Origin of the sequence: Clostridium sp. FS41 (assembly GCF_000954015.1) — a bacterium.
GTDB lineage: Bacteria > Bacillota > Clostridia > Lachnospirales > Lachnospiraceae > Enterocloster > Enterocloster citroniae.
The window spans coordinates 45,308-64,795 of the sequence record NZ_JYHN01000058.1 but is presented as its reverse complement, the minus strand read 5'-3'; the positions used below and the strand labels follow the sequence as shown (position 1 = coordinate 64,795).

At 49.2% G+C, this 19,488-nt stretch carries 15 protein-coding genes and 1 pseudogene; 1 reads left to right on the top strand and 15 read right to left on the bottom strand.

Annotated features, from left to right (window positions below; all coding sequences use genetic code 11):
* Positions 1–55 precede the first annotated feature (55 nt).
* On the top strand, positions 56–1,099 hold the full coding sequence (locus CLFS41_RS12035) for a hypothetical protein (RefSeq protein ID WP_007865815.1): 1,044 nt from the start codon (positions 56–58) through the stop codon (positions 1,097–1,099).
* A 169-nt stretch (positions 1,100–1,268) separates the two neighbouring features.
* Here the strand turns inward: CLFS41_RS12035 and garR are convergent.
* From garR to CLFS41_RS11960, 15 genes and pseudogenes are all read right to left on the bottom strand, one after another.
* Positions 1,269–2,168: pseudogene (garR, locus tag CLFS41_RS12030) on the bottom strand (2-hydroxy-3-oxopropionate reductase); the annotation flags it as partial.
* A gap of 49 nt (positions 2,169–2,217) precedes the next feature.
* Complete coding sequence (locus CLFS41_RS12025) at positions 2,218–3,147, bottom strand: transketolase C-terminal domain-containing protein (RefSeq protein WP_007865813.1); 930 nt, start codon at positions 3,145–3,147, stop codon at positions 2,218–2,220.
* Positions 3,148–3,149: 2 nt separating this feature from the next.
* Positions 3,150–4,010: a transketolase gene (locus CLFS41_RS12020; protein ID WP_200895092.1), complete on the bottom strand. Its 861-nt coding sequence runs from the start codon at positions 4,008–4,010 to the stop codon at positions 3,150–3,152.
* A gap of 53 nt (positions 4,011–4,063) precedes the next feature.
* Positions 4,064–5,092 carry a galactitol-1-phosphate 5-dehydrogenase gene (locus CLFS41_RS12015; RefSeq protein ID WP_007865811.1) on the bottom strand — a complete coding sequence of 343 codons (1,029 nt, stop codon included), beginning with the start codon at positions 5,090–5,092 and terminating at the stop codon, positions 4,064–4,066.
* Entirely contained in the window at positions 5,073–7,193 is a 2,121-nt protein-coding gene (locus CLFS41_RS12010; RefSeq protein ID WP_045092418.1) for a beta-L-arabinofuranosidase domain-containing protein, read from the bottom strand. The genes CLFS41_RS12015 and CLFS41_RS12010 overlap by 20 nt, the downstream gene beginning before the upstream one ends.
* 35 nt (positions 7,194–7,228) lie before the next feature.
* Complete coding sequence (locus CLFS41_RS12005) at positions 7,229–8,071, bottom strand: carbohydrate ABC transporter permease (protein ID WP_007865806.1); 843 nt, start codon at positions 8,069–8,071, stop codon at positions 7,229–7,231.
* A gap of 1 nt (position 8,072) precedes the next feature.
* Entirely contained in the window at positions 8,073–8,993 is a 921-nt protein-coding gene (locus CLFS41_RS12000) for a sugar ABC transporter permease (protein WP_007865803.1), read from the bottom strand.
* Between the two features lie 106 nt (positions 8,994–9,099).
* Positions 9,100–10,386, bottom strand: coding sequence for a sugar ABC transporter substrate-binding protein (locus tag CLFS41_RS11995; RefSeq protein ID WP_227162503.1), 1,287 nt, complete (start codon positions 10,384–10,386; stop codon positions 9,100–9,102).
* 95 nt (positions 10,387–10,481) lie between these two features.
* Positions 10,482–11,987, bottom strand: coding sequence for a response regulator (locus CLFS41_RS11990; protein WP_007865799.1), 1,506 nt, complete (start codon positions 11,985–11,987; stop codon positions 10,482–10,484).
* 19 nt (positions 11,988–12,006) lie between these two features.
* Positions 12,007–13,794, bottom strand: a complete 1,788-nt coding sequence (locus CLFS41_RS11985) for a sensor histidine kinase (protein ID WP_045092417.1) — start codon at positions 13,792–13,794, stop codon at positions 12,007–12,009.
* Positions 13,795–14,047: 253 nt separating this feature from the next.
* Positions 14,048–14,992: an ROK family glucokinase gene (locus tag CLFS41_RS11980; protein WP_045092416.1), complete on the bottom strand. Its 945-nt coding sequence runs from the start codon at positions 14,990–14,992 to the stop codon at positions 14,048–14,050.
* A 27-nt stretch (positions 14,993–15,019) separates the two neighbouring features.
* Positions 15,020–16,309 (bottom strand): DUF5711 family protein, encoded by a 1,290-nt coding sequence (locus CLFS41_RS11975; RefSeq protein ID WP_045092415.1) that lies wholly within the window; start codon positions 16,307–16,309, stop codon positions 15,020–15,022.
* A 117-nt stretch (positions 16,310–16,426) separates the two neighbouring features.
* Positions 16,427–17,890, bottom strand: a complete 1,464-nt coding sequence (locus tag CLFS41_RS11970) for a LysM peptidoglycan-binding domain-containing protein (RefSeq protein WP_045092414.1) — start codon at positions 17,888–17,890, stop codon at positions 16,427–16,429.
* A gap of 253 nt (positions 17,891–18,143) precedes the next feature.
* Positions 18,144–19,094: a sigma-70 family RNA polymerase sigma factor gene (locus CLFS41_RS11965; RefSeq protein ID WP_045092413.1), complete on the bottom strand. Its 951-nt coding sequence runs from the start codon at positions 19,092–19,094 to the stop codon at positions 18,144–18,146.
* Between the two features lie 183 nt (positions 19,095–19,277).
* Positions 19,278–19,487: a hypothetical protein gene (locus CLFS41_RS11960; protein ID WP_045092412.1), complete on the bottom strand. Its 210-nt coding sequence runs from the start codon at positions 19,485–19,487 to the stop codon at positions 19,278–19,280.
* Position 19,488: the final 1 nt, after the last annotated feature.

The window sequence follows — 19,488 nt, the reverse complement described above, 5'->3', positions numbered from 1 at the left end:
TATAGTTATAAGTAGATAAACCTTGTAAAAACCAAGAAAGGAAGGACATGCCGATATGATCATATGGAAAAAAGCAGGCGCTGCACTTTTAATCATTTCCCTGCTGTCCACTGCAATGGCACCGGCAGTCATGGCAGCAAGCAAACAGAAAGTGGGCAAGATCAATCTTACCATTGATTCAGATATCCGTACCGGACGTGACGGAGGGGATGTGGAGGTAACACCTACCGGCGACAACACCAGTCTTTATTACGTGGATTCCTGGGAAGTCACCAATGATGACGGGGATAGCTGGACCAAATCCAAACCCCCGGAAGTAACCATCACCCTGGGCGTGGAGGACGAGGAGGAGTACTATTTTTCAAGCAGCTCTTCCAGCGCTTTCAAACTGACCCTTGGCTCCTCCAGCAAATACCGTTTTGACAAGATAAAATTCGTGGATGCAAAGCGTAAAGACAGCAATGCAACCCTTATCCTGACCATCCAGCTGATATTTGACAAGGATGCGGACACCAGCGCTGCAACCGCGCCCGCCAACCTCCAGTGGGACGGCGAGCACATGGGCGCCGGCCTGTGGAACATTGTTTCCAGTTCCAAGTACTACCAGGTTCAACTCATAAAAGACGGTTCAGAGATCGGCGAGATCAAAGATACCTATGACACATTTTATGACTTTTCCAAACAGATCACTGCACCCGGAACTTACAAGTTCAAGGTTCGTTCCGTGAAGTCCAGCAACAGCGCCAAGAGCAGCTGGACCACATCCGGTTCCTGGACCGTAAGCGATGGGGATGTTCTGGCCCTGGGCAATGCACCTGCTGCTGTTCCAGCGGCTGACAACGGCAGCTGGCAGACCTCAGAGGACGGCACCCGCTGGTGGTGGCGCAATGGGGACGGCAGTTACCCCACATCCGCCTGGAAGGAGATCGATGGAAAGTGGTACTATTTTAATGTGGACGGTTATATGGCAACCGGCTGGGTTGAGGTGAGCGGAAAGAGTTATTATCTGGATCCGGCCACCGGAGCCATGGTTACCAATGCCAGGACACCTGATAACTACTGGGTCAATGAATCCGGTGAATGGGTGCCCGGAGCATAGATATCCGGAGCATTGATATCCGTAGCTATTTCAGTGTGCAGACAAAGCAGTGCCGGGTTAAAGCCCGGCACTGTTTTTCATTTCCATACAAAATTTTGAGTCCTCTCCAGTTTCATCCGCACCGCCAGCGGACACTTCTTCACACACTGCCCCACCACTGAAGGCACTCCTATTTCCGTATTTCTGTCCCCGTCAATTTTTCATAATACCTTGCTATGGCACTGTGGTCATTTTCCCCCAGTCCGTCCGCGTGCAGGTTCTGCATTATCTCCATCACCTGAGCGGTGAGGGGGAGCGGGGCGCCGACTCCGTGGCCAGTCTCCAACGCATTCCCCAAATCCTTGATGTGAAGGTCGATCTTAAACCCGGGAGTAAAATTTCCCCCTGTGATCATAGGAACCTTGGCATTCATAACCGTGGAACCGGCCAGACCGCCTTTGATGGCATCAAAAACTTTAAGGGGATCCACACCAGCTCTGGTGCTTAGCATGAAGGCTTCCGATACCGCTGCAATATTAAGGGCTACAATTACCTGGTTTGCCAGCTTAGCGGTATTTCCGGCGCCGATATCCCCGCAGTGGACCGCGCTTGCCCCCATGGTCATGAGCACATCATAGACCTGTTCAAATACCTCCTTTTCACCGCCTGCCATAATGGAAAGGGTGCCGTCTATAGCTTTAGGCTCACCTCCCGACACGGGCGCATCTATCATTTTTACACCCTTTTTTTCGCATTCCCGGCATATCTCCTGAGATGCCAGGGGCGCGATGGAACTCATATCAACCAGAATAGTACCCGGGGCAGCCCCTTCCAAAACTCCGTCCGTTCCCAGGACCACACTCTTAACATGGGGGGAGTTGGGCAGCATTGTGATAATAAGGCTGCACTGAGCAGCTGCATCCTTGGAGGAGGAAGCCGCCTTTGCACCACCTTTTACCACTTCATCCACATTGGATCTAACCACATCATATACGATCAATTCATGTCCTGCCTTCAGCAGATTCCTAACCATGGGTTTTCCCATGATCCCCAAGCCGATAAATCCTATTTTCATCACTTTTTGCTCCTTTTTATATCTGTGTACTCTCGGGGATTCCGAGAGTACACATCTTTTCCTGTCACAACTCTGCCATCTCCATGACCGCCTCCATAATGGCTGCCTTTGTCAGGCCGTGGAACTCCAATACCTCCTGATAATTGTGTCCGCTGCATCCGAAGGTATCCTTGATCCCTACCATCTTCATGGGTTTGGGGTTACCGCAGAGTACCTCGGCCAGGGCGCTTCCCAATCCGCCTGTAACATTGTGTTCCTCCGCTGTTACCACAGCCCGGCAGCCTTCTGCCATTTTTCTCACAGCTTCTGCATCCATGGGTTTGATGGTGGAAACATTGATGACCTTTACGGATACGCTTCCCTCCAGCTCTGCGGCCGCTTCCAGGGCGAGTCCTGTCATATATCCGGTGGCAAACAGGGCAATATCCGTTCCTTCCTTCAGAACACCGGGCACGCCCAAGGTGAATTTCTCTCCCTCTTTTGTCACATTGGGATAATCATTCCTGTTCAAGCGCAGATAACAGGGACCGTCCATGGCTGCTATGGCCTTTACCGCCTCCACAGTCTCATTGGCGTCCGCCGGGCAGACGACTGTCATGTTTGGCACTGCACGGAAAATAGCCAGGTCCTCCACGCACTGATGGGTGGCGCCGTCTCCAAAATCGGATAATCCCGAAGATGATCCGCAGATCTTTACATTCAGTTTTCCTATGGCAATGGTCTGGCGTATCTGATCATAGGCCCGCCCGCCTGCAAACACTGCAAAAGAGTTGGTGAACGGGATCTTTCCTGTCTGGGCCAGACCTGCCGCCACGCTGGTCATATTGGCCTCCGCGATCCCCATTTCAAAATGCCTCCCGGGAAATTCCGTCTCGAACAGCTTCCCCATGGTGGATGCTCCCAGATCCGCATCCAGCACCACGATCCGCTCATCCTGTCTTCCCAGTTCCACTAATGTATTGCCATATGCAACTCTCTGATTTGTATACCCCATTTCTATGCCTCCTGTTCCTGTTCGGTTAATTCCTGAAGCGCCTGTCTGTAGGTCTCCTCTGTCAGCATCCCGTTGTGGTAACCCACCACGTTCTCCGCAAAGCTGACGCCCTTTCCCTTGACCGTGTTGGCTATGATGGCCGTGGGCACTCCCTTTACCATCTCCGCCTCGTCCAATGCCCCTAAGATCTCTCTCATGTCATGTCCATTGATCTCGATCACATGCCAGCCAAAGCTCAGGAATTTTGCCATGATATCCCCTGTGTCAAACCTCTCCTTAGTCTTACCGTTGGCCTGCAGCCGGTTCCTGTCCACAATGGCTGTCAGGTTGTCGGCCTTAAAGGCGCTGGCCGCCATGGCTGCCTCCCAGATCTGGCCCTCGGCGATCTCGCCATCCCCTACCAGCACGTAAGTCCTGCTGTCCAGATGATCCAGCCTCTGTCCCAGGGCCATGCCCAGGCCAATGGAGAGCCCTTGTCCCAGGGAACCTGTGCCGGCCTCGATACCGGGGGTCTTCTGCACATCCGGATGCCCCTGCAGGTAGGAGCCGATCTCCTTGGTATGCTTTAGATCCTCCACAGGGAAATACCCGCTCTCCGCCAGTGCCGCATACTGAAGGATCCCAACATGTCCCTTGCTTAACAGGAACCTGTCCCTCTCCTTCCATTTGGGATTTTTCGGATCATGCTTCATCTTATAAAAATAGAGTGCTGCCACTATATCCGCTGAAGAGTTAGACCCTCCGATGTGGCCGGCCACTCCCACGCCCATGCTGATGATCACATCCCGCCTCAGCTTTTGGGCCTTTTTCTTTAATCCTTCTATCAGTTTTTCATTTTCTATCAGTTTTTCATCGTATCCCATCACGGATCCCATCCTTTCCCAGAGCGTGTTCATGATTTATTTCCAAACAGTCCTCACTCCTGATCCACCATCACTACCTTGATCAGGTTACCCGGATCCTTTGCCAGCTTTTTAAAATAGGCAGGTGTTTCCTCCATACTTACCTCTTTGCTTATGAGCGGGGCCACATGAATCCTGCCCTGGTTCACAAGATCGACCACGGTCCTAAACTCCTCATAACCGTACAAGAACGACCCCTGGACGGACAGTTCCCTTGTAACGATCTCCTGCATGTTGACCGCAACCATGGGTTTGTTATTGCCTATCCAAATGGCTTTGCCTGCAAACCTCAGAGCAGACATGGCCTGCTGTACCGTAGGTTCTGCGCCTACTGCTTCGATGGCCACATCCACACCCTTGCCACCTGTCTGTGCAAGAATTTCCGCCTTCCATCCGCTGCTTCCCGGGTTGACGGTCACATCCGCCCCCATCTCCCTGGCAACCTTTAGACGGTGATCGCTTAGATCAGACTGGATGATCCTGGCGGCCCCCTTCATTTTTACACATGCCAATGCCAGCAGTCCAATGGTTCCTGCACCAACGATCAACACGGTTTTTCCTTCCAGTTCCCCTGCATGCTCCACGCTCCTGTACGCAACCGCCAGGGGCTCAAACAGGGAACCCACTGAATAGGAAACCTTATCTGATAAGGAAAAACAGCATTTTGCGGGCACGCAGATATATTCCGCAAACGCCCCGTCCACATCCAGAACACCAAAGGCCCGTTTATTCAGGCACAAGTGAACCATACCCTTTTTGCACATTTCACAATTTCCGCAAAAGTCTACCGGATAGACAGAAACCCTGTCTCCAGGCCTTAATCCGTCTACATCCGCTCCCAGCGCTTCTATTTCCCCGGCGAATTCATGCCCCATTATCATTGGCGCTGTCCTCCTGCCTGTGATGCCCAGATAACCGTGCACATCACTTCCGCAGATACCGCATGCCTTTACCCTGATCTTTACTTCTCCCCGCCGGGGCGCTACATCCGGTACGTCCCTGCAAGTGAGGGTATTGGGTCCCTCATAAACAATTCCTTTCATCCTGATTCCTCCTGTCTTCCTTATCCTTACCGATTCGACCCATTCCCATATGGCCTATATCAGGAATGTGATTCATCCACACAGTCATCTGACCATCCCCCCGGTTGGCCCAGGCATAATATGGAACAGCCCTCAGTTTTACCGGTTCAAAATAGCACCCGGATACAGGCCGATACAGTCTGCCCTTCCACTGTTCCCGGTCCCGCCTGATGCCCTGTATCTGGACGGTACAGATTCCTCCCAAAAGCCCTTCTTCAAAGTTCACCTCAAACCGGCTGTCACTGGTCAGGGTACATTCAAACAGATCCGCACCATTATCCGCTTCCTCCACGCAGTAAACCAACGGGCCATATTGAATAGCGGTTTTACCGCAATCCATCCTGACCCCCGGGTGTGCCTCCACTAATACCGGCTGCATTGGCAGGCTTAAATTCAGTTGTCCATTCCTGTTCCATTTTTTTCTTACATAAAGATACCCTCTGTCTTCCCAGATATCCGCATCCTCTGTCTCCAGTGCGGGCTGCCCGGCCCATTCCGGTATCCGGAAAGCCAGGGCCCATGCCTCGTCCAGGTCTGTCTCTACCGTCACAGAGATATCTCCCTTCCATGGATAGGCTGTCTCCTGCCGGATGACAACCCTTTTATCCTTAACTTCAATATCAGCCCTGCCTTCCTGGTAGAGGTGCACGTATACCGTCTGTCCCCCGTCAGCCAGTTCCCCCTGGGTATACTGGTAACCGCTGAGGGATTCCAGCAGTCTGGCCAGGTTCATGGGGCAGCAGGATACGGCAAACCAGCGCTGACGCTTAGGAAGCATACGCGGGTTCTTAATGATCCTGTCCCGGAACATTTCCGGATGGGCAGCCAGATGATTCGCATAGAAAAAGCGGTCACCGCTAAGTGAAACCCCGCTGAGCACCCCATTGTACAATGCCCGTTCCATCACATCCCCATATCTGCGGTCCGGTACCACCTGAAGCATCCTGAATCCCCACATTACCATGGCAACAGATGCACATGTCTCATGATATGATTCTTCATTGGGGAGCTGGTAATCAAAGTTGAACCTCTCGCACCCATCCTGTGAACCTATGCCTCCGGTAATATACATTCTCTTTAATGTAACATTATCCCATAGACGGACGCATGCCTGCCATAGGCTCTTATCTCCGGTCTCTGCCGCCACATCCGCCATACTTCCTCCCATATAAGCCAGCCGGACTGCATGACCTTCCGCCGTCATCTGTTCCCTGACAGGCAGATGAGCCTGAAACAATGCATATGGGCCCTGTGCCAGAAAACTCTTCCCTAATATCCCCTTTGGTCCGCCGTCCTCCGGGTCCCTTCCCTGCTGTCTTGCCTCCTCCTCAAAAAAGTACGGCTGCTTTCCTCTCTCATTCAGGAAATACGCTGCCAGTTCCAGATAGGTCTGATTTTTAGTCAACCGATACAGCTTTACAAGGGCCAGTTCTATCTCCTGATGGCCTGGATATCCATGGATCTGACCGTCTGCCGGACCGAATACACGGTTAATATGATGGGCATACCGCTCTACGATATCCAACAGTTTTGTTTTTCCCGTGGCCTCATAATATGCAACAGCTGCCTCGATCAGATGCCCGGCACAATAAAGTTCATGCATGCGGTGGACATTGGTCCAGCGTTTTCCGGGTTCAACTACCGTATAATAGGTATTCACATATCCATCGGGCATCTGCAGCCTTTCAAAGTCATCAACGATTTCATCAATGACTGCTTCTGTCTCCGGATCTCTCTGATACCAGAGGGCATAGGATGCTCCCTCAATCCATTTTGCCAGATCAGAATCCCAGTAGTGATGCGGCCTGGGGACTTTTTCCCCATCTGTCAGATTCTCCTCCAGGACACCATCTATGGTAAACACGCCCTTTGCCGGGCCACTGTTTTCCACGGGATCATAAATACATTTTATTGAATCCACCCTGCCTGAACTCCTGCATTGCTCATATTCAGCAGGAAGTGTTACCTGTTCGTTGATCTCCTGTCTCTTCTTCCAGAACCCTCCTGTAAATCTTACCTTTTTCCAGCTTACAGGGAGGGATCTCTGCCATCTCTCATTCATATATTCATCCTTTCATATTCCTTGTCTGGGCGCACTCATCCTTTTACCGCACCAGCCGTAATACCGGTGATAAGATACTTTTGAAGACATATAAATATCAAAAGCACAGGTATGGTCAAAATAACCGCAAATGCCATCAGGCTGTTCCACTCGATCCCATATTCCCCTATTGCCTTATACATATTAACAGTCAGAGGATATAGGCGGTCTGTCTTAATAAAGGTGAGGGCTCCCATCAGGTCCCCCCATCCCCAGAGAAAGGTAAATGCAGCCGAGACTACAATGCCGGGATACGTAATGGGTACCATGACTCTCCAGAACACCTGGAACCGGCCGCACCCGTCAATAATAGCGGCGTCCTCCAGCTCTTTTGGAATATCCAGAAAATATGGCCGGAGTGTAATGATACAGAAAGGAATACTGTGCAGGCAGGTAAAAATAACAGGCGCTGCCAGGGTGTCTAATATTGCTATCTTTTTAAATGTCATAAAAAGAGGGGAGAGGAACAGCACGGTGGGCAGCATCTGTGTAATAAGGATCGCCAGCAGTACCGCCCGGTTGATACTCAGTTTAAAGCGGGCCAGACCATACGCGGACAGGGTGGCCAGCAGTGTAGATATGACAGTTGTGGCTGCTGCTATAACAAAACTGTTCCTAAAGCTGATCCAGATAGGTACGCTTCCTCTGACAAACAACTGGGAAATATATCCCTCAAGTTCAATCTTCTTAGGAAAAAAGGTTGGAACCTCAGCAAAAATTTCTCTGGAAGATTTGAGGGAGGTGATCACCATCCAATAGATGGGAAACAAAAATAAGATCAGAACAGCAAGTGCGATCAGATTAAACAGTACCTGTTCCCGTTTTTTCCGTTTATCCATGTTACATCACCTCATCTTTCTCCATTAATTTCAAATTAAATATGGCAACTACCAGTAAGAGGATCAGCATAATATTGGCCACTGCTGCCCCCTGTCCAAATTCAAAATTGGAGAATGTCAGTTTATAAGAGGCTGTTGCCAGTATCTGTGTGGAATCTAAGGGACCTCCATTTGTCATAATGTAGATCAGGTCAAATGCCTTAAATGTATAGATAAACCCAAGTGTCACCACACTGAGGATGGTGGGCTTAAGCAGTGGAAGTGTAATATGGCGGAATCTCTGGATGCGGTTTGCCCCGTCAATGGCAGCTGCCTCAAACAGCTCTTCCGGCAATGTAGTCAGCCCTGTGGCAAGCAAAAGCATGTTAAAGGGCACGCCTCTCCAGATATTGGTAATGATCAGGGCTGTCATGGCTCCCCTTTCCGTGGTCAGCCAGGAAACCGGCGCCTTAACAATATGCAGCTGTGTCAGGAAATAATTCAAAATGCCGGAACCGTCCCCTGCAAATATCCATTTCCATACAGAGGCAAATACAATAACAGGAACCAGCCAGCACACCATCAAGAGGCCCCTGGATATCTTGCTGAGCCTGAATGCCTTGGAAAACAGAAGGGCCAGGGCAAACCCTATTACAAACTGAAATATAATGGACATTACCGTAAAATAGATCGTGTTCCATATGGCCTTTCTCACCATTGGCATGGCCAGGACTTCCTTGTAATTCTCAAGGCCGATAAAGGGCTGTCCTCCCCGGAAGGTTTCCAGCGTTACTTCATGAAAGCTCATACTCAAGTTGTATATTAACGGATATATTACGATCAGTGCCAGAAACACTGCTGCTGGAAGAATAAAACAGTATCCGGCCATAATCTCCCGCTTTGTATATCTGTTATAAATGGGAACTTTTTTCTTTCTTATCATCAATGATCACCGCTTTCCAACTCATTTAACGTGATTTTTGGCATAAAAAGTGCTGCAAAGCACAATTGCCATGTGTTTGCAGCGCTTTGTTATATATCTTGTTTTATTATAATCCTGCTATGGATGCACCTGCATCTTTGGCTGCCTGTTCCGGATCCTTGGCTCCAAGCACAACCGACTGCCACATCTCGATCAGAATATCGCTGATCTTATTATAATTTTCCACCGGCATTGCCACTGCATAATCCTGCATTTCCACAAATGTCCGTATAGGTTCTTTAGCAAAATACTCAGATTCTGCAGCTACATCTTTTCTGGACGGAATATAATTCTCGGCCTCACTGTACTTTACCATGACCTCCGGCCTGTTCATATATTTGACAAATTCCCAGCTTAGATCCACATTTCCCGTATTGGAAATTGCAAAATTATGGCCTCCCAGAACGGTCTTAAATCCGGCGTTTCCCTCAGGGATCTTGGCCACGCCAAATTCAAAACCGGCATCAGCCTGAATCGAACTGAGACGCCATGGACCGTCAACGATCATTGCGGTTTTGCCTGCAATAAACTGGTTTGCATTATCACCGGAATTATAGTTCACCACTTCCGTACTCATGTACTGGTTTTCCACCATTGTCTCATAGAATTTCAGCGTTTCTACTGTCTCGGGAGAATCAATATGGTCTACATCAGAGCCGGATCCCCATATAAAGGGCCACATCTGGAACGTGGTATCTGTTGTCTGGCTTCCCGCCACACCAAATCCATTGACCCCAATTTCCTTTAGTTTCCCACATGCCTCAAGAACCTCATCCCAGCTTGCCGGGACCTCTGTCACACCTGCTTTATCAAGTAATTCCTGATTATAATAAAGGCACAGATTATTGGATGTAAATGGAAGGCCATAATACCTTCCTTCATACTGGTTCTGCCCCAGGATGCTGCTATAATACTGGTCCAGCTCCAGTTCTGAATTAACATGGTCCGTGATATCTGCCAGGATTCCCATTTTTGCATAAGTAGCGGTATCTGTGTTGTCCACATCCATTACATCCGGAAGACTGTCGCTGGCCACCATGATATTGATCTGCTTCCTGGAATCCGCCAGAGGCATATACTGAATCTCCACCTGTATCCCGGTTTCAGCTGTAAAATCCTCGATGCATTGATAAAGAACCGCCTTTTCTTTGGGATATGTTAAAAGTAATGTGATCTTTTGATCCCCCCCATTCTGTGATGCAGCTGCCTGCTCTGTGCTTTCCTCCCGGCCTTTTTCCTCCTGCACAGCGGCCTGGTCTTTTCCCCCGTCAGACTTTGCGCCACACCCCATACAGATTCCTGCCGCCATTGCGACCGCTGCCGCCGCCCATAACCATTTGTGTTCTTTTCTCATTGAAATCCCTCCCTGTTTATTTTCTGATTAAAGAATACCATCTCCTTATCTTTTTTCCCATTCTACATTTCTAAGAAAGGTGTCCAAAACAAACGTTACATCTGGATATATTCCTTGGGGCTTTTTCCCGTATACTTTTTAAACACCTTACAAAAATATTTTACATCCAGGTATCCGCTCTGTTCAGCTACTTCGTAAATCTTCATATTGTTGTTTCTTAAAAGCTTTTTTGCATGCTCGATCTTAACCTGGGTGCAGTATGCCGTGTACTTGATTCCCAGTTCCCGTACAAACAGAGTGCTCAGATACTCAGGAGTAAGGTTAAAACGGCGCGCCATTTCCTCCACAAGAATATTTTCTTTGTATTCCTTTTCAATAATATTTAATATTTCATTAATCACCGCATTATCACAGTGATGTACATTATCTTTATAACGTTTAAATTCGCTCAGAATATTCAACATCATGGTTGCATAGGTGTCCGTGGATATTCTGGTTTTTACCCACTCCAGTACATTCAGATGACTGATCTCCTCATATATTCCATAGCTTGTTTTTCGGATTTCATACAAAATAGCAACTGTCATACACAGCATTGCCTCACGTATATCAGCATAATGGTAAACCTGTTTTTTCAGATACTCCTCAAATTCCCGCAGATCCTCCCGGACTGCTTCCATGTCCAGGTCCGCAATATGACAGATCATATTCCGTTCAATCTCCATTGGATAAATAAACTTACTGCAGGCCACTGTCTTAAGGTTTTCCTCATTTACAATATCCATCTGTATAACGGACAGTCCCCAGTTACTATTATCCTCCATCACTTTAAGCGCTCTGTAAAATTCACTTAACCTCCCAAGTGGGTATGATACCGCTACAACGGGCTTGTGGAACAGGCTTTTCCCGCGCTTCAGCGCTTCCCGTATCCGCGTTTCAGGGCATGAAAACCCTTGTGGCTCAATTGCATAAAACAGTTTATGCCTATCTCCGGAAAAAGAATGGAATACCAAGTCTGCCAGGTAATACTTCATGATTTCCTTCCACTTTTTTTCTTCTGATACGGTAAAACCAGTATCCCCTTTCAGCATCAGCAGATATACGCCTCTGCCCGCCATCCTGGTTTCCAGCTCCCTCCGGTAACTCTCGGCTGCATCTTCAGGAACTGAATATAACCGCTCCCATAATTCCTGCTCAGAAAAGGTGGACGGCCGTATCTGATGCTTTTCTTCCCTGATCTTTTGTTCCACCCGTTCCAGCACTTCCCTCAATGTTTTTTTAGTTACGGGTTTTAAGAGATAGTCCACACTCCCAAGCTGAATTGCTTTCTGGGCAAATTTAAAATCAGCAAACCCGCTTAAAACAATAAATTTACACTCATTGCCTTGATTCCTCACCGCCTCCATCATTTCCAATCCATCCATCTGCTCCATCATGACATCCGTGATGACCACATCCGGCTGTTCCCTGGCGATCAGCCGTGTCCCATCTTCTCCATTCCCGGCGGTCCCTACGATATTCCATCTTTCTTCCAGCTGGCTGATCAGGGCTGTAAGTCCCATTAATGACTTTCTTTCATCCTCCACAATTATGATCTTCATCTCATCATCCTCTTTTGCATCACATTTTTGGTATGGTAATTTTAATGGAAGTCCCCCTGTTTACCTCTGAGTGTACTTCCAGCCTGTAGTTATCCCCATAATAAAGCTTCAGCCTGGCCAATACATTTGATACGCCAATAGACGGAGTACCTCCATCATTCCCAAAAACTTCCCCTAATTTATCCGGCGACATTCCCCGTCCATTGTCCATAATGGAAAAACAGATCTCGGTTTCATTTATATGATAAATCTTTATGCGCAGGAGTCCTCCATGGCGTATGTTTGCGTATCCATGGATTATCGCATTTTCAATAAAAGGCTGGAATATCATCTTATGGATATGACAATCCAGGATTCCTTCCTCACAGTCAATCGCATATTCAAAATTATCCATGAATCGGATTTTTTGAAGAAAGAGGTACTTTTTCAGGTACTCCATCTCATCCTTTATTTTAACCACAGCATTGCTTCCACTGATCTGGTACCTGAGGATCTGGGCAAACTCACTGAGCATTTCACTGATCTCATCCTCCCCGTTTTCTATGGCAAGCCAATGGATGGAATCCAGGGTATTATAGATGAAATGAGGATTGATCTGGGCTTCGAGGGCCCTGATCTCCGCGTCTTTTTTCATTTCACTTACCTGCTTGATCTCGTCCATCTGATTATTGATCTGTTTCATCATCTTATTAAACTGATTGGCTATGATGGATATTTCATTTTTGCCTTCCATCTCCATATGGGCGGACATTTCCCCGGCCCTTACCTCCTTCATGGTGTTTACAACCTGCTTAACAGAAGCCGACAACCTTCGGGACAGGATCCATATGAAGAATCCACCCAGTACCATCAGACAAATGGTTATCATCCATATGATCTTTTGGAAATTTCTGATTTCCTTCAGTATGTAGTCATTATCCAGAACACCGGCCAGGCGCCAGGATGTCTTTGGAATATCCACCAGCACCACTGTTTTTTCCTCATGGTTATCTTTTACCAGATGCACATTCCGGCCGTCTCCCAAAACCAGCTGTTCCCATCCGTCCATATCAGTAATATCCGTGCCTATCCTGGACTTGTCATAATGAGAAACGATCCGGTTGTTCCGGTCCACGATAAAATTATAATTCGTATCCCTGTCCGGTGTGATCTGAGCCTCCTGGCAGATATCTGAAAGTACCAGCTCATTAACGCCCATGAGAAAGGTTCCCACATACTTGGTCGTGTAGAAATCCATCAGCCGCTTCCGGTATGTGAAAAGATAATAATCCGAGGTTCCCTGTCTGTCATAATACTCTGTAGGAATCCACTCCCCCTTAAGGATCTCCTGTTTTGCCACCTGTGAAAAATACCGGACATACAGTTCCGGACTTTTTTGGTATAAAGAATCGATCTGAAGCCTGTCCGAACTGAATATTTTTCCATTCTCAGTCTCAACGGCCATGCACCATACCTGAGGCCGGTAGGACATATAGGTCCGCATCTGCTTTCTCAGTTCCTGCTTTACACTCAGCTCCATCTGCCCCTGGGCTTCTTCAAACCGCTCCATCTGATCCAGAAATTTTTCATCTATAATCATCTGATTCACTGCTTCCTCATATCCGTTCAGGGTTGCCGCAATATTGGATGCTGCCTGTCCCACTGCTATACTAAAAAAACCAATGATCTTATTCTCAATAATATCCGTCAGATACGTATTGCTTATACCGGCCAGAAATACGATCTGCGCTGTAAATAACAAGATAAATACAACGGATATCTGTTTTGTAAATGACTGTTTACTCCAGTATTTTCGTATCCCCTTCATATGTCCCCTGCCTTTTCCCTATTGTGTGTAACATGTAATTTCCGAAGTGGTTTATGTCCGGATATATTCTCAGAATAACATTTAAATGCACAAGATGAAAGAGGGCGGGGATGATTTATTCATGACATTTTACTTAATCATAAAAAGAGGCAGCCCCCCGGTTTCAATCACAACCGGCGGTCTGCCTCTTTTATGTTATTCTATATTATTGTCCCATACATTACCCTGTCCCGTACCGCTCCACACATCCCACTTACAGGATCAGCCTTGCGGCTCCATAGATTCCCGCATCATTGCCCAGTGTAGCCAGGCCCAGCTTTCCCTTATGTTTGGAAATGGGCGTAAAGTGGTCATAATGCTTCTGCACAACATCGATCAGGAACTGTCCCGCTTTGGAGACACCGCCTCCAATAACAAAGATCTCCGGATCCACTGTCATGACTGCCATGGACAGCGCCAGGCCCAGATAACGGCCTACCACCTCCATCACCTCCATGGCCAGTTCATCGCCCTCCTTGGCGGCATCCAGCACATTCTTGGCTGTCACGGCATCACCAAACCCGCGCAGCTGGGAGGGCTTTTCGCTGGCAGCCATCTTGCGCCTTGCCTCCCTGGCGATTCCCGTGGCGGAGCAGATCTGCTCCACACATCCCACGCCGCCGCAGTTACAGTGTTCCCACTCCTCATCCCGGACATGGATATGTCCGATCTCGCCGCCCAGGCCGTGCTTGCCTGCGATGATCTTCTGGTCAATGATAACAGCTCCGCCCACGCCTGTCCCCAGTGTCAGCATAACAAGGTCGCTGTAGCCCTTGCCGCCTCCCTGCCACATCTCGCCCAGGGCGGCCACATTTGCATCATTGCCGCTCTTTACCGGAATCCCATCCAGAAGTCTGCTCAGCTCCTCCTGAGGGTTCAGATCATGCCATCCCAGGTTCACGCAGACTTCCACATATCCATCGGGAAGCACAGGGCCTGGGACTCCCATTCCCACGCCTGCCAGGTCCGCCTTAAGGTCCAGCCCGTGTTCCTTCATCTTTTCCCGGATGGAGGCAGCCACGTCCGGAAGGATCTGGGATCCCCCGTCTTCCTTGCGGGTCTTTACCTCCCACTTGTCAAGCAGTTCACCGGTCACCTCAAACAGACCGATCTTTACAGATGTGCCTCCAATGTCAACTCCGATACACTTCATCCCCATGGTACATACATCCTTTCCGTTTATTAATTATTGCAGTTTTATTTCCATCATCATCTGCGGTCCCATGACCAGAAGGGTTCCCGGAAACCTGCCGGCCGATACCTTGGACACCGTAAACTCAAAGGTCCCGTTATATTTTTCCGTTCCTGTCATATTAAACACCTTGCAGGAACTGTCATTATACAACAGTACAAGCCCTCCGTCTATGTCAAATCCAGTGTATTGGTAATTAAAGGTACGGTCAAATACAGGATTTCCCTCTTTGTCAAAAATCTTCAGGGAATAGGGATCTCCGCCCTCCACATTATCTGTCACAAGTCCCACATATTCCTCCGTATAGGCAATGCTGCGGATATTCTCCTCTATGGGAATCTGCTTCACGGATTCCGGCGATGTCTCCACACGGGTGGAGAAAAGCTGCATGCCCTTGTCCGTGAATATCACGGCATGGCTCTCGTCCAGGAATCTGACCCTTCCTGCCATTGCATCGCCAAGATCCTGGGGAAAGAAGATCCCCACCACTCGTCTGGGATCATTCTTACCCAGTCCAAAGTTATAAAACACAATCTTACACTTAATGATCCCCTGGTCCAGATACATGTAAGAGGTGATCAGCTGAGTTCCATTGGGTGACAGGCTCATATCCACAGGATAGCCGTCACCGGACAACAGAGACTTGATACTGAGGTCAAGGGTACTTCCATCTTTTTTATAAAGATAAATGTAGCTGGCCTTGGAATCCTCCTGCAGGGCTGCCACCACACCCTTTGCCGACACAGTCACCCGGAGGATGGGGAGCAGGGTGGTGGCCTGTCCCACCTTGCCGCTCTTATTGCATATGTAGATACTATTGCCCTGCTGGTCGCCAATGGCAACATACTCTCCGTTGATGGAAACCACCGGTGACTTCATCTCATAGCTCTGGATCCAGACCACCTTGCCCTGGGCATCAATATAGGATGCTCCATCCTTGGTGTATTTTAACACACCGTCTCCATAGTCCCTGTACGCGCAAAAGCTGCCCTCTCCCTGCACGGCGGCTTCCTGGGCCTCGCTGGTAAGATTCTTTTCCCATATGACCTGGTAATCCGTAAACTGGTGATACCTGTCATATCTGAACAGCACTAAGGCTGCAATTGCCGCAAGAATAACCAGCACCAAAAATATGGCCAGCCGCTTCCGTACCACACGCTTATGGGCCTTATGGACGATCTCTCGGCTGTCTTCCTCTTCCTGGTGCCGGCTGTTTGGAGGAACAATCTGTCGCTTTAACTGCTTTTTTTTATTTTCTCGGCTCATTGAACTGGTACTGCCCATCTTACGTTCTCCCAACAATCCACTATCGCATATATGCAATAGTATACAACAATTTTTGGCAAAACGCATTATCTTTTTCCGGATGACGGACTTTCCCCTTTGTGAAATGGATTAAGTTTAAGGGACAAGCAGCTTCTGGCCTGCATAGATGCTGTTTTCATCCGTCAGGGCATTTACCCGGCAGATCTCGTCAATATGTTTCAGGTTATGATACAGCTTAAAACAAATGCCGTACAATGTCTCTCCGTCCGCCACTGTGTACACACTGTAGTTGACAGCGGACACGGTTTCGGCGGATCCGTCTCTGCCTCCGGTGGGAGGAAGGGTTGTTTCCTCTGTGGGGGATGTGTCACCGGACGGTTTTGCAGGATCGGCCTGGCCGGAGGAAGCCTGACCGCTTCCATCTCCTGCGGCTGCCGTTGTCCCCTCTGCCTTTGTTCCGTCTGTCCCTGTCCCGGAGTTCTCTGTTCCGGCCGCTTTTGTTTCGGTCGTTCCTGACCCGGCTGACGTCCCTCCGGCGTCTTCTGTTTTAGCCGCTCCTGCCGCCTCTCTTTCAGCTTCTCCTCCGGCCGTGCCGTCAAGGGCGCTAGTCTCTGCCGCGGGCATGGTTTCCGGTTTCACTTCAGAGGACTGTTCTTTTCCACTTTCCGCCGCAGGAGCGGTGGTTGGATAGACCTTGCCGGCTGCTTCCTCGATCACATAGTCCGGCTCGTCCACCGCGGACCATCCTTTGCCTGAAGAATTTTCCGCAATTCCCGGCCGTTTTCCGGAGGATGCCAAAAGCCCGTCCTTAACACTTCCATCGGGCATCACAGAGGCGATCACACTCTCCATCTGGTGCATTTTCTGATAATTATTAAACATGGCAACACCGCCTGCCAAAACAGTGACCGCAAGGGCGCTGCAAAGGCCGGACAATACGCCCACGGTGCTTCTGTGACGTCCCACCTCATGCTTGCGCTCGTCCATGCGCTGCTTAAAATCACGGATCACCTTGTCGTTTACCTCCGTTTCCGCCCTGGGCGCATCCTTGCGCTGTATCATATAATCCTGCATCATCTGGTTGCGTTCATAATATACACTGTATCCACGAAGCTTGTAAAAGCCATCGGATGATGTTATGTAAACTGATTCTTCTCCTTCCAGGCCGCAGTTGAGGTACATCAGCTGGTTCTTGCCTGTGAAGTACTGGCTGTGTTGGCGCCAGTAATTAAGGGGACTTAAGGTACAGCCCGGACCTCCGCACAGGAACCATCCCTGTACAGTCCTCTTCGGGAACATCTGCTCCACATCCTGGTATGCCTTTTTCCAGGCATCCTCGGTAAATACAACCTTTTCGCCTTCCTCGGTGACGGAATCCATTTCCAGGGCGCCGTCCACAAATACATAGGGCGTGTCCTCATGGGTTTCCCTGCTTCCAAGGAGCAGACCCACACGCAGATCAGCCCCCTTGGCCGGCTGGAGGCGTTTTAAATAAGTATTCACATAGTCTTCCAAATATAACTTTAAAACCTGGTCCCGTTCCCCTATCTGCCGAATATTTTTCGGCAGCTTGGGAAAGGGTTCATATAATTCTCCCATAGAATCACCCCGCTGTCTTTAATCTGTACAAGCATAGCAGATTCCATGTGCAGTTTCTGTCATATTATGGCGGCATTTTCCCATAATCGTTCGACAAGCGACCACTATTTTCTTTTCTATTTTTTCTCGTATCGCCGTTGTTTTCCGCCTGGTTCATACTTATTTTATCCGTTTTAATATGCTTTATGAAAAATTCTAGTATCATACCAGTATCACAAAAGGATGATATCTCAACCCTATATCATGCCTCTGTCTATTGCGAGATCGCAACACTATGCCGCACCCGTTCCAATAGTTCCAAATGCATCCGGCGGCGCCCCTCCCAGTCTATCACGTCCAGGGCCACACGCTCTGTGCTGCTCGTCCAGGTACGGTTAAACCGATCCGCCCCGTTACCAGTTATGCCCCTGCTGTAAATCCGTTCGTCATCCGGTACGAATGGCCGCAGCCGTTTAGCATACCTGGGCTTACGCAACTCCCGCAGAGCCTTGGCATGAATCTGGCGAACAGCTTCCGGTGTGGTTCCATGTTTCTGCCCTATGGCTCCCAGTGTCATGCCTCCCTCATATCTCTGCCGGATCACTGCCGGCTGTTCCCCCGGTAGATCATCCACACAAGCCCATAGGACAGCACACAATTGCGCTCTCTGAATCCGATCTACGGCATCCGCTTCCATATTCTCAGCAGAGGCTACCATGTCCCCCACTGTTGTATCCTCACCGCCATCCAGGCCCTTCACCGGGCTGTCCAGGCTCCCCAGGCGGGCCATACAGGCACTTTGCCTTATATCCTTTATCTGTTCCAGGGTAAGGCCCATAAAGGCCGCTGATTCATATTCTGACGGCTCCCGTCCATACTCCTGCTGAAAGGAACTACAGAACCGCTTATACCTCTGCACCTTCTCCAGGCAGTGAACAGGGAGCCTTAAGCAGCTGCCGTTCATTTGAAGGTATCGCTGCATCCGCTGCCGGATGTGATACTCTGCATAGGTCAGGAACTTCACGCCCTGGGCTGGATCGTATCCATCAATGGCAGGATATAGGGCTAGATACCCTTCCTGCTCCAGGTCCTCCAGTTCTCCGCTGTTCCGGTACTTCCAGGCTATGGAATGGATAAAGCGGCGCACCTGGCTGTAAAGCTGCTCCATATTCCCAGCCACATTCTCCCCGGCCCTGATCCGGGCCACAAGCTGCTCATTGGTCATTGTATACGATCCTCCCTATTCTTAGCGAACGTTTGTTATTTGTTTGTTTTGTAAACGTTCGGTAATTCTCCGGCATCCTGCAATGGGTATGTAAGGCCACGGCATGTTGCCGTCTCCTTATGGCTCCTGTCTGCCCTCCTGATGGCCTGGGAGGCCGTGGGATCATGGTAGCCCTCATGGTTCCTATCTGACATTGTTTAGTATCCTCTCCAGTTCATCTATCTTTCGCTGCTGCTCGTCCGTCCTGATAGCAGACAATACCGCATTGCAACCCAGTATGATCGTGTTCGCCGTCTTATTATCCATCTCACCATTAGCAACCATGTTCATCACCCTGGAGAGTGTACGGCGTATCTCCGTGGCTGTTTTGGTTTTTAATCTGATCTGGGCCATC

Bases quoted from the DNA above. Each gene is read 5' to 3' on its own strand.
- CLFS41_RS11985 (WP_045092417.1), bottom strand. From the start codon at position 13,794: ATGAAGGGGATACGAAAATACTGGAGTAAACAGTCATTTACAAAACAG.
- CLFS41_RS12035 (WP_007865815.1), top strand. From the start codon at position 56: ATGATCATATGGAAAAAAGCAGGCGCTGCACTTTTAATCATTTCCCTG.
- CLFS41_RS11970 (WP_045092414.1), bottom strand. From the start codon at position 17,890: ATGGGAGAATTATATGAACCCTTTCCCAAGCTGCCGAAAAATATTCGG.
- CLFS41_RS12025 (WP_007865813.1), bottom strand. From the start codon at position 3,147: ATGGGGTATACAAATCAGAGAGTTGCATATGGCAATACATTAGTGGAA.
- CLFS41_RS11960 (WP_045092412.1), bottom strand. From the start codon at position 19,487: ATGGCCCAGATCAGATTAAAAACCAAAACAGCCACGGAGATACGCCGT.
- CLFS41_RS12015 (WP_007865811.1), bottom strand. From the start codon at position 5,092: ATGAAAGGAATTGTTTATGAGGGACCCAATACCCTCACTTGCAGGGAC.
- CLFS41_RS12010 (WP_045092418.1), bottom strand. From the start codon at position 7,193: ATGAATGAGAGATGGCAGAGATCCCTCCCTGTAAGCTGGAAAAAGGTA.
- CLFS41_RS11980 (WP_045092416.1), bottom strand. From the start codon at position 14,992: ATGGGGATGAAGTGTATCGGAGTTGACATTGGAGGCACATCTGTAAAG.
- CLFS41_RS11965 (WP_045092413.1), bottom strand. From the start codon at position 19,094: ATGACCAATGAGCAGCTTGTGGCCCGGATCAGGGCCGGGGAGAATGTG.
- CLFS41_RS11990 (WP_007865799.1), bottom strand. From the start codon at position 11,987: ATGAAGATCATAATTGTGGAGGATGAAAGAAAGTCATTAATGGGACTT.
- CLFS41_RS12000 (WP_007865803.1), bottom strand. From the start codon at position 8,993: ATGATAAGAAAGAAAAAAGTTCCCATTTATAACAGATATACAAAGCGG.
- CLFS41_RS12020 (WP_200895092.1), bottom strand. From the start codon at position 4,010: ATGGGATACGATGAAAAACTGATAGAAAATGAAAAACTGATAGAAGGA.
- CLFS41_RS12005 (WP_007865806.1), bottom strand. From the start codon at position 8,071: ATGGATAAACGGAAAAAACGGGAACAGGTACTGTTTAATCTGATCGCA.
- CLFS41_RS11995 (WP_227162503.1), bottom strand. From the start codon at position 10,386: ATGAGAAAAGAACACAAATGGTTATGGGCGGCGGCAGCGGTCGCAATG.
- CLFS41_RS11975 (WP_045092415.1), bottom strand. From the start codon at position 16,309: ATGGGCAGTACCAGTTCAATGAGCCGAGAAAATAAAAAAAAGCAGTTA.